Here is a 10,851-nt window from a genome sequence, read left to right as displayed (position 1 = left end):
CGGTCAGGCTTTCCGGGTTGCGCAAGGTGGTGACGTCACCCAGCTCGCCGCCCTCTACCAGCGCACGGACCATGCGGCGCATGTACTTGCCCGAGCGGGTTTCAGGGAACTGGCTGACTTCGATGAAATCGGCCGGAACCGCGACCGCGCCCTTTTCGGTGCGAACAAGGTTGAACAGGCGCTGGCGGTCTTCCTCGGTCAGCTTGCGGCCCGCAACCGGCACCACGAAGGCGAGCGGGGTGAGGCCCTTCTCGCGGTGCGGCGCGCCGACGACGAGGACATTGCCGACGGGCGAATTGGGATCGAGCGCCTTGTCACGCAGCACCGCGCCTTCGATTTCCTCGGTCCCCATGCGGTGGCCCGAGACGTTGATGACATCATCCGAGCGGCCGTGGAAAGAGAACGAGCCATCCTCATGCGCGATGGCGAAATCGCCTTGCGTATAGGCCCATGCGCCTTGCCAGCGGCTCCAATAGCCGGATTCCCAGCGGCCCGCGTCGCCCTTCCAGTTGCCGACGACGCTGCCGTTTTCGACGCGGAAGTTCTCCACATCGCCCCAGATCGTGCGGGCAAGATAAGGATAGGGCGCGGCGATGACGATCTCGCCCTTTTCGCCCGCTGCGGCGCGGCGCCATGAGACACCCTCGCTGCCGGAGCGTGCGAAAGGCGCCGCCTCGCCGCTGGCGTTTTCGTCCTCGACCCACACTTCGCCGACGATCCACGGCAGCGGGAAGGCATGGGCATCGGCCTTCAGGGGGAAATCGGCGTTGCCGTAGAAATGCGTCCACGCAATGCCGCCGTGCTCGGTCGCCCAGTAGCTGTTGATATACTGCGGGGTCACGTGCTCCATGCCGAAGGCTTGAACGCTGGGGCTGGTCGGTTCTGCGCAGAACGTCGCGACGCGCAAGGACCCCATGTCGTAGCGCTGCACGTCCGCGAGGTTCGAGGGATCGGACATGATCGATTTGAGGAAGGTGACGCCTGCCTTGAAGATCGTGATCTTGTGCCGCTCGATCATCGAGGCGAAGCGGCCCGCGTGGGGGAACACGGGCGAGCCTTCGGAGACGACAGTGGTCACGCGGCTGAGCAATGCGGCGGAGATCTGGTAGCTCTGCCCGGTGATCCAGCCCGGATCGGCGACGACGAAGATCGTATCGCCGGGCCGCGCATCGAACGCCACCTGCATCGAATGCGCGATGCCGGCGGTGTAGCCGCCGTGAACGTGGACAATGCCCTTGGGCTTGCCGGTGGAACCCGAGGTATAGATGAAGAACAGCGGATAGTCCGCATCGACCGCCAGCGGCTTCGACGAGGCCCAGATCGCGCGCACGAAATCGGCATCGGGCAGCGCCATCAGCGCGTCTTCGCTGGCGACATTCGCGGCCTTGAGGATCGTCTCCAGCGCGGCGTCGGTCAGCTCGTGGCTCCAGCGGTCGCGCTCGGCGCGCCACACGATATCGGGCTGCGCGGTGTGGCGCACCACGATCACGGTATCGACGCGCGGCGGCAGCGTGACGAGGCTGGAGGCAATGGCAAGGCGCACGCGCGCGGCATCGCTCGCGGTGATGCGGCCTGCCTCGCCCAGTTTGATCAGCGCGCGGCCCACGCCGCGCATGACGTCGGAGCGTTCGACGGTGACTTCACCGGCCAGCGTTTCGGCGACGGTTTCGTTGATCACGGCGGCGTCGGCCGGGGCGAGGCCGAGATCGGTCGCGGCCAGTACGCCCAGCGCGGTGCTGACGGGCACGTAGTTATCGAGCGCCGGATCGGTGTAAGCCGTCTTGAAGGCGGCGACCTGCGCGTTGCGATAGCTGCCGTCGGACGTAACGATAACGCGCGCGCCGGCGTCTGCGATGCGGTCCGAAAGGGTCTTGTCGCTGAAGCCCCCGAACACGGCGGTATAGACAATGCCGAGCCGCTTGGCCGCTTCGGTCCAGAAGATCTGCGGCACGATGCTCGGCATGTTGAGCGCGATGCGGTCGCCCGCCTTCAGCCCCAGCGCTTCCAGCGCGACGGCGCATTTGGCCACTTCGAGCAGCAGGCGCTTGCGGCTGACAGTGAAGGTATCGACCGGTGCGCCGCGCCCGCCATCGGCGGCCATGTCCCAGCGGTCGCCCTCGAACACCAGCGCGGCTTCGGCGCCATGCCCCGCAAGGACGTGGCGGTCGATCTCGTTGAACGCGGCATTGGTGCGGCCGCCGGTGAACCAGCGCCAGTGCGGCGGGTTGCTGTCGTCGAACGCGCGGGTCCACGGCGCGAAGCTGGCGGGCAGGGCGGGGGCCACGGGCGCGCCGGTGGCGGCGTCCCAGCCAGTCCATGCGCCTGCATCATCGCGGCTTAGCCAAGCGCCTGCCGGTCCGCAGTTCGCAACGAACCAGTGGATGCGGCGCACGGCGATATCGCCGTGGAACGCGCCGGGATCGGCGAGCGCGGCTGCGCGCATGGCTTCCCAATCGGCGCGGGTGCGCACCGGATTGATTTCGGCCTGCGGGGCCTTCTCTATGATGTGGCCCTCGGTCATGACCGAATCGCCTCTCCCTTTTTTGTGTTGCTGGAAAGAGGGAGCCTGATCATCGGGCGCTTGGCAATATCATCACCCTGCAGGGCGGGATGCCGCAAGAAACTGCGAAAAATGGGAGCGCATACGAAATATCGTTTGTTTATCGCGCCATGACCGAAATGGCGCGGTTTGCGTCTATGGTTCGCGGAATAGGCTGAAAACGAACCGGAATGGCATGGTGAAATTGTGGCCCGGCAAGGTGTTTCCACCGATTATCCACAGGATAAGTGACGAAATTTTGCTGAGGGGTGGCCGAGGAAAAGGCCCGGCGCAGCCGCGGGATCGCGGGGTCAATCACACCAGATCAGATGGGTGGGGTTCGCGCGCGCAGCCTGGACCATGCCCCTTGGGGCAGGAATGGCTGGGCGCACGAATTGTACCCTCTGTTGCAGCATAGACGCACTTTTGGCCGATTTCCGGTGCCGATCGGGCGTCGCGTAACCCGGCTGTTACTGCGCGCCTTGTGCCAGCTGCGCTTCCATCATGCGCCGCATCTCGAACTTCTGGGCCTTGCCGGTGACGGTCATGGCAAAGCTCTCGACGACCCGAATATGGCGCGGCACCTTGTAGTGGGCGATCCGGCCCCGGCAGTGCGCAAGCACATCGTCCGGTTCCAGCGCAGCACCGGCGCGCGCGATCACCCAGGCGCAGACTTCCTCGCCGTACTTCTCGTCGCTGACGCCGAAGACCTGCGCGTCCGCGATATGCGGGTGGGTGAGCAGGTACTCCTCGATTTCGCGCGGGTAGATGTTTTCGCCGCCGCGAATGATCATGTCCTTGATGCGGCCGGTGATGCGCACATAGCCCTTGGCATCCATCGTCGCGAGATCGCCCGAATGCATCCAGCCCTCGGCATCGATGGCCTCGGCAGTCTTGGCCGGATCGTCCCAGTAGCCAAGCATCACGGCATAGCCGCGCGAGCAATACTCGCCTTGTTCGCCGATCGGCAGGGTCTGCCCGTCCGGCCCGACGATCTTGGCTTCGGCATGGGGATGCACCCGGCCGACGGAGCCGACGCGCTCTTCCAGCGGATCGTCGGTTGCGGTCTGAGTGGTGAGCGGGCTGGTTTCGGTCATGCCATAGCCGATGGTAACCTCGCGCATGCCGAGGCGGCCGATCACTTCGCGCATCACGGTGACGGGGCAGGGCGAACCGGCCATGATCCCGGTGCGCAAGGTGGAGACGTTGGTCGTCTCCAGCGCGGGCTGGCCGAGCACGGCTATGAACATCGTTGGCACGCCATAAAGCGCGGTGCAGCCTTCCGCCTCGACCGCCTGCAGCACGGCGGCGGGATCAAACGCCTCGCCGGGATAGACCATGGCCGCGCCGCTGGTGAGCGCCGCCAGATTGCCCAGCACCATGCCGAAGCAGTGATACAGCGGAACGGGAATGCAGATCCGGTCCGCCGGGGTCAGCGCGATGGTCTGCGCGGTGTAGTAGCCGTTATTCAGGATGTTGCGGTGCGTCAGCGTCGCGCCCTTGGGGAAACCGGTGGTGCCGCTGGTGAACTGGATGTTGATCGCGTCATCGGGGGCAAGCGTCACTTCGGCCTGATCCAGCGCGGCCCGGTCTGCGTCCTGATCGAGCGCGGCCCAGGGCAGAAAGCCCTCGTGCGCGCCCGCGCCGATCGTCACGATGCTGCGCAAGTGCGGCAAGCGTTCAGGGCCGATCTCGCGCAGCATGGCAAGGTAGTCGCTGGTCTTGAACTGCGTTGCCGTCACCAGCACGCTGCAGCCGACCTTGTTCAGCGCATACTCGACCTCGTTGACCCGGTAGGCCGGGTTGATCGTGACGAGGATCGAGCCGATCCGCGCGGTGGCGAACTGGATCAGCGTCCATTCCGCGCAGTTGGGTGCCCAGATGCCGACGCGGTCGTCGCGCTTGACGCCAAGTTCGCGCAGCCCGGTCGCGATGCGGTCCACCGCCGCGTCCAACTCAGTCCAGGTCCAGCGCAGGCCTTGATGGCGCGAGACGAGCGCGAGGCCATCGGCCCAGCGTGACGCGGCGAGGCGCAGCGCGGTGCCGATGGTGGTGTCGAGCAAGGGAACCTCGGTCGGCCCCTTGGAATAGGACAGTGTGCTCATCGCTTGATGGTGATGAGCAGCTTGTAGTGAGCCATTATCCTCTCCCGGGCGGGGGAGCCTGTACCGGCTCCTCCCGCCACTCGTTCGTGATCAGAACTTCACGCCAGCCGTCACGCCGTACATCCGCGGGTTGCCGATGTGGTTGTAATCGAAGCCGAAGCCCGAGAGCAGATCGATGCGCGAGGTGAAGTAGAACTTGTTGCCAAGGTTGCGCGCCCAGGCCGAGAGGCTGTAGCGGCCATCGGCGCTGTTCCAGTCCACGTGTCCACCAAACAGGGCGTAGGACTGCTGGCGCAGGCGCGGCACGTTGATGTTCTCGAAGAACTGGCTCGACTGGTAGGCCACTTCGGGATGGACCGAGAACGCGCCGAAGCCGCCTTCAACCACGGTCCAATCAAAGCTGGCGTTGAAGGTGACGGACGGCGCGTTGGACAGGCGGTTGCCTGCCACATTGACGCCGCTGACGATGCCGTTCTTGATCCGGGTCGAAAGCAGGCCCAGCCCGGCGTGCAGGGTGAAGGCATCGCTCGGCCGGTAGGTCAGCTCCGCCTCGGCGCCATAGAGCCGCGACTTGGGAATGTTGAGCAGCTGCTGCGCGGCGGTGGCCGGGTTCACGTTGATGAACTGCTGGTTCTTGTAGTTGTAGTAGAACGCAGCCATGTTCAGCGTGACGCGGCGATCCCAGAACTGGGTCTTGGCACCGGCTTCGAAGGCGGTGACCTGTTCGGCCTTGGCCACGCCCAGTTCGGACGGATCGAAGAACGCCTGCGCGTTGAAGCTCGGCGCGCGGTAACCCCGGCTCACGTTGGCATAGAGCAGGTCGCCGCTGGGCAGCTTGACGTCGATCCCGATCTTGCCCGAAACGTTGTCCTGCTTGAAGGCTAGGTTCGACAGCGGGATGAGATTGGCGACGAAGCTGTCGTCGACACCGAGGGCGTCGGCCTTGAAATCGGTCTGCGTGCCATCATCGTGGGTGTAGCGCAGGCCGCCGCGCAGGGTCAGCGCATCGGTCAGCTTGTACTTGAGATCGGTGTAGAGCGCGAAGCTCTTCTTGAGCTGGTCGAACCGGTTGCGCACCTTGCAGGCCACGGGCAGCCCCGCGGCGCAGTCAGCCGCCGTCACCACGCCGTCCCCGTTGTTGTCGGCATCATTGACGACTTCGAGCGTGGTCTCGTTGAAGACCTTTTCGCGGTTGTAGTAGGCACCCACGATGAAATCGAACGGGCCGCCGGTGTCGCTGGTCAGGCGCAAGTCCTGTGCGAACTGGCTGGCCTTGTCGCCATAAGGCACTTCCAGCGTGCGGGCGGTCGTGCCGTCGGTGTCTTCCTTGAAGTAGAGCGTGCCCTTGTCATAGCTGGTGATGCTGGTCAGCGTGAGGGCGTCGCTCAGTTCGTAGTTGATCGTCAGCGCCACCGAATTGGTCACCGCGCGGCGCTTGGTGGGCACGTTGGAGGCGATCTGGAACTGGCTCAGGCCCGGACGGTTGACCGCTTCGGGCTGGGCATAGATGCCGTAGTTCTGCGGATTCTGGAAGCTGTGCGCGGCGCGCAGAATGATCTTGAGCTTCTCGGTCGGCTCCAGCCTGAGCGTGCCGCGCAGCGCCCATTCATCGGTGCTGGCGAGATCGGGGAAGCCGGGGTTGACGTTCTTGAACCAGCCATCGGCCTTGGCGAACGTGCCGGCCACGCGCAGCGCCGCCTTTTCGCCCAGCGGCACGTTGACCGCGCCGTTCACGTCGACGCGGTTGTAGTTGCCGTAGCCCGCGTTGAAATAGCCGCTCGTCTCGCCCAGCTTGGCATCGCGGCTGATGAGGTTGACCGCGCCGCCGGTGGTGTTCTTGCCATAGAGCGTGCCCTGCGGACCGCGCAGCACTTCGACGCGCTCGACGTCATAGAGTGCGACGCCGAGGAACGCGAAGTTGCCCTTGTAGACTTCGTCGTAATACGTCGCGACCGGGCTCGACTGGTTGAGGCTGAAGTCCGACATCGAGACGCCGCGCAGTGCGAAGATCGGGGTGTTGTCACCCACGGTCGAGGTCAGCTGGAGATTGGCGACCTTGTTGACGAGGCTGTCGACGCTGGTGATGCGCGATTTGGACAGCGCATCGCCGGTGATCGCGGACACCGAAATCGGCACCGACTGAAGGTTTTCGGAACGCTTGGCCGCGGTCACCACGATCTCGCCGCTGTCCACGTTTGCGGTGTCGGACCCGGCGGACTGGGGGGCGGCGGCCTGCGGGGCCTGCTGCGCAAAAGCCGGTTGGACAGCCACAAGGGCAGCCAGCGCGGCGCTGGAAAGAAAGACGGTCCTCATGGTTATTCCCTCGCTTCTTATCAAATTCGCTTGCGTATTCGTATCAATCCCCATGCGTCTTGGCAAAACCGGCCACCAGACGCGCTCTTGTGGCGGCGCGTTCAAGGCGGAGCGGATTCTGGCGCAGGCGGCCGATCTCTTCTTTAGTATAAGGCTGGAAGTTGGCGGGAACATGCGCCGGGTCGAACCGGTGGATGGTCCAGTTGACGAGATTGGCCAGCCGATGGTCCGGCAAGTCGACCGTGGCGACACCCGGCACGCGGCCGAGGAACTCGCGCCCGCCCGGCACGCTGAGGAAGCGCGCGACAACGCCGCGCATCGGCGGGTTGGACTGGTCATCGCCGCTGGCATCGGGGCGGTGGCAGCCCTGGCATTTCAGCTGGTAATCAGTGCGCGCCTGATAGGCGTCGTATACGCCGGGGATCGCTGCTTCGCCTGCCTGCGCTGCCTCATCTGCCTGCGCTGCCTCATCTGCCTGCGCTGCTGCCGCGAGCGAAATGCCACAGGCAAACGCAGCTGCAAGGGCGAGGCGCGGGGCGTTCATTGGCCGCCTGCGGCTGCGTGGAGCTTGCCCACGTCCTGCGCTGAAAGCGCGGCCCCGCTGGCGCGGTGCGTGGCCACTTCGGCTTCGGCAAAGGGCTTGAACGCGGGGCCGGACTTGGCGATCTCACCGCCAACGTGGTTGAGCACGGCGGCGACCGAGGCATCATCGAGCGTGGCCTGCGCGGGCATGACCCCGGCATAAGGCTTGCCGCCTACCTTGATCGGCCCACTTACCCCGCGCGTGACGACCAGCGCCAGATAGCGCCGTCCGGCATCGCTGGATGCCATCGTGCGGAAATCCTCGCCCAGCGGCGGGAACACGCCGGGCACGCCCGCGCCGGTGCGGGTGTGGCAGGCGGCGCACCTGGCATAGATCGCGCCGCCATCTGGCGCTGCATGGACCGGCAGCGTGAGGCCGCCGAGCAGCACCGCCGCAGCGGCCATGCCAGTCAGCGTCAGCCCGCGGCTCACTTTGCCTCCGGCAGTGCCACGCCGATGACCGCGGCCACCGAGCAGTTGTAGACCGAGCTTTCGGAGCCGAGGCACCAATTGTAATCGTTGTTCGATTGCGGCCGGACTTGCGGGCGGTCGCCCTCGTTGCGGTTGCACAGGCACTGCCCGCAGCTGGAGACGCCGCAGCAATCGTTGTAGCTGATCACATAGGCGCGGCCATCAGCCGGGTTGGTGCAAGTGCCGATCCAGGTGATGGGCGACATTTCAGTGCCTGGCGGGCAGGTGTTGACCGAGCCGCCGCAGCACGAGCACAGGAACCCGTCGATCGCGCAGTAGCGCCAGTAATCGCAGGAGGCCTGATCGCCCGGATCCTGTTCGAGGCCGGAGATAACGGCAGGCCTTGCGGCACCGGCACCATGCGCGCCGTGCGGCGCTTCGGGCGCCGGGGTTGCGGCGCGCGCCACCGGCAGGAGCGGGATGGAGGCAGCGCCGGTCATCCCCGCGCCAAGGTAGGCGAGCAGCGAACGGCGCGAGGTGCCCCGGGCAATCCCGCGCGCGAGGTTTTCAGTCAGTTTGTCAAAACGCGCCATGGGTCAGGCCTCCTGATGGGTCGCTTGGCGGCGGGAAAGAAATTCCTGGATCGAGGCGACGCCCCGCTCCTTGGCTTCGAACAGGCTTTCGAGATGTTCGCGGCTGTTGACGAGGCCGAGCGAAGCCACGCGGCCTTCCTCATCGAGCAGCACCGCATAAGGGAGCTTCGAGACGCCGAACGCGCGGCCCAGTGCTTCGGACAGGACGACCGGCAGGGCATCGAGCCCGTGATCGCGCACCATCGCCAGATAGCCCGGCTTGCCGCCATCGCCAGCCACCACGATATCGAGCCAGCCTGCCTCGGCCCGCGCGGCGCTGCGCACGATCGGCAGCAGCGATTTGCACATCGGGCAATCTGGCGAGGCGAAAAACAGGAGCTGGCTGCGGTTCTGGCGCGTGCCGCCGATGGCGACGGGCATGCCGTTCATGTCGGCCAGGGTCATCGGCGTGGCCTTTTCGCCCAGTGCGACCTTCTGGTGCAGGGTGAGCGCGCCGGCCGGAGCGATGCGTTCATGGAGCACGCCGACTTGCCGGGCGAGCGCGGCGATCAGCAGGGCCTGGACGATCACCGCCGCCCACAGGAGAATCTGGCTGGTCAGCATCATGCATGTCTCCAGTGGGGTGCGGGGATGGCGAGAAGCTCGCTTCCCCCGAGGTAGAGGGCAAGCAGCCCGGCGGCCGCAAACGGCGCATCGAGCGTGAAGGGGGCTTGCGGCAGCAGGGCAACGATCCCGGCCAGCAGGACAAGCCCGGCCGCGCGCAGGATCTGGCCCGAACCGACGGGCTTGGCGCGGGCCGCAAGATCGCAGCCGCAATCGAGCGTCTGGCCGCGCCGCCGGGCAAGCGCGAGGGCATAGGCGGTCCACACCGCAGCCGCGATCAGCGCGCCAACCACGCGCAGGGGCGGGGCCAGCAGGCAAGCGGCGGCGAGCAGTTCGAGCGATCCCGACAGCACCAGCAGCAATTGCCCCGGCATCGCGCCGACGCCGACCAACCGCGCGGCAGCTTCAGCCAGCCGCTCGCGCGCCAGCACCTTGTGCAGCGCAGAGGCTGCCAGCAGTGCCGCGCAAAACAGGACCAGTGCGGCCATCAGGGCACCTGGATCACGATCGGATTGGCCGCGACGGTGGTGCCGAGCGTGCGCACGAACGCGCCGCTGGTCGCATCATAGATATCGATCGCACCGCCAGCCTGCGCGGCCACGAGGTGCGGCGTGGTTTCCTTGGTCACGGCAATGGCGACCGACTGGCCCTTGAGCGGAATGCGCAGCGTGCGCGCCTTCTTGGCCGGATCGACGACCCACACTTCGCTGCCGCCATCCTTGTGGCTGCCTTCCTTGCCGTAGGGGCTCATCAGCACATAGAGCTTGCCTGCGGCATCGGCGTTGATCACCTGCCAGCCGCCGGGCCGCCATTCGGGCGTGCCGCCATCAGCCGTGCCGACGCTGAACGATCCGGGGATGGGCTTGGCAACCGTGCCGGAAAGATCGAAACCCTGGATCATCCCGTGGAAGCTGACGAACCAGGCCGTCGTGCCGACCATCGCAGGCGTGCCGAACAGGGCCTGGTTGTCGATATCCTGCACCTTGAGCACCGATTTCGACGAGGCCGCCGCGCCGTTTGCATCGAGCGCCACGCTGAACAGCGAGCCATCGGCGCACAGACTGGTGAAGCCGCGCTCACCGGTCGGGTAGATCTGCGAGCAGCCGGGCAGATCGATTTCGCCCAGCACCTTGCGCGCGGCCAGATCAACCACCGAGACCGACTGCGCGGGGGTGAAGTTGGCGACCAGCGCCCACTTTCCGCCGTTGGTCAGCTGAAACAGGTGCGGATACGTCACCGACTGCTGGCGCTTGCCGCCGGGAAGTACGATCTCGCCCTTGGGCTGGAGCGTGGCCATGTCCCACACGGTGATGGCGTCGGTCCGCTCACCGCGGGTGAGGCGCGTATAGAACGTCTCGGCGGTGTAGAGTTCGCCCTTGTCCTTCGCGATCAGGAAGTTGGCAAACTGTGCGGCGCGCACGAGGCCCTTCAAGGGCTGCACTGGATCGGCGGTGTCGACTACGGCCACGCGGCCATCGAGGATTGCGCCAAAATGGAAATCGTGGATCGTAACCCAGCTGGCTGGCCACTGCGCGGGCAGCTTGGCCACGCTCGGCAGGCTTTCCTCGGCCAAGGGCGTGGGGAAGCGGCTGTCTGCCGCAACGGCCGGCGTCGCCATCAACAATGCGGTGGGGACCGCTGCCCCGCACAGGGCTGACGCGAAAATGGATGCGATCGCACGCATGGTAATCCCCCTTCAAGACGG

9 protein-coding genes are annotated in these 10,851 nt (G+C 66.0%); all 9 read right to left on the bottom strand.

The window, feature by feature from the left end; all coding sequences use genetic code 11:
* Positions 1-2,521 (bottom strand): AMP-binding protein (locus tag CFE35_RS11020; RefSeq protein ID WP_292930646.1); only part of this gene is annotated, 2,521 nt, incomplete at its 3' end.
* A gap of 488 nt (positions 2,522-3,009) precedes the next feature.
* Entirely contained in the window at positions 3,010-4,644 is a 1,635-nt protein-coding gene (locus tag CFE35_RS11015; protein ID WP_292930645.1) for an AMP-binding protein, read from the bottom strand.
* Positions 4,645-4,734: 90 nt separating this feature from the next.
* Complete coding sequence (locus CFE35_RS11010) at positions 4,735-6,957, bottom strand: TonB-dependent receptor (RefSeq protein ID WP_292930644.1); 2,223 nt, start codon at positions 6,955-6,957, stop codon at positions 4,735-4,737.
* A gap of 43 nt (positions 6,958-7,000) precedes the next feature.
* Positions 7,001-7,501 carry a cytochrome C gene (locus CFE35_RS11005; RefSeq protein WP_292930643.1) on the bottom strand — a complete coding sequence of 167 codons (501 nt, stop codon included), beginning with the start codon at positions 7,499-7,501 and terminating at the stop codon, positions 7,001-7,003.
* Positions 7,498-7,971, bottom strand: coding sequence for a cytochrome c (locus tag CFE35_RS11000; RefSeq protein WP_292930642.1), 474 nt, complete (start codon positions 7,969-7,971; stop codon positions 7,498-7,500). Before CFE35_RS11000 ends, CFE35_RS11005 begins: the two co-directional genes overlap by 4 nt.
* Positions 7,968-8,543, bottom strand: coding sequence for a methylamine dehydrogenase light chain (locus tag CFE35_RS10995; RefSeq protein ID WP_292930641.1), 576 nt, complete (start codon positions 8,541-8,543; stop codon positions 7,968-7,970). The genes CFE35_RS11000 and CFE35_RS10995 overlap by 4 nt, the downstream gene beginning before the upstream one ends.
* 3 nt (positions 8,544-8,546) lie before the next feature.
* On the bottom strand, positions 8,547-9,149 hold the full coding sequence (locus CFE35_RS10990) for a methylamine dehydrogenase (protein ID WP_292930640.1): 603 nt from the start codon (positions 9,147-9,149) through the stop codon (positions 8,547-8,549).
* The gene (locus tag CFE35_RS10985; RefSeq protein WP_292930639.1) at positions 9,146-9,634 is read right to left on the bottom strand and encodes a MauE/DoxX family redox-associated membrane protein; all 489 of its coding nucleotides are present in this window, start codon (positions 9,632-9,634) and stop codon (positions 9,146-9,148) included. The genes CFE35_RS10990 and CFE35_RS10985 overlap by 4 nt, the downstream gene beginning before the upstream one ends.
* On the bottom strand, positions 9,634-10,830 hold the full coding sequence (locus CFE35_RS10980) for an amine dehydrogenase large subunit (protein ID WP_292930638.1): 1,197 nt from the start codon (positions 10,828-10,830) through the stop codon (positions 9,634-9,636). Before CFE35_RS10980 ends, CFE35_RS10985 begins: the two co-directional genes overlap by 1 nt.
* Positions 10,831-10,851 lie beyond the last annotated feature (21 nt).

It is taken from the genome of Novosphingobium sp. PASSN1 (assembly GCF_002278815.1).
This window is presented reverse-complemented; position numbering and strand designations above follow the sequence as displayed.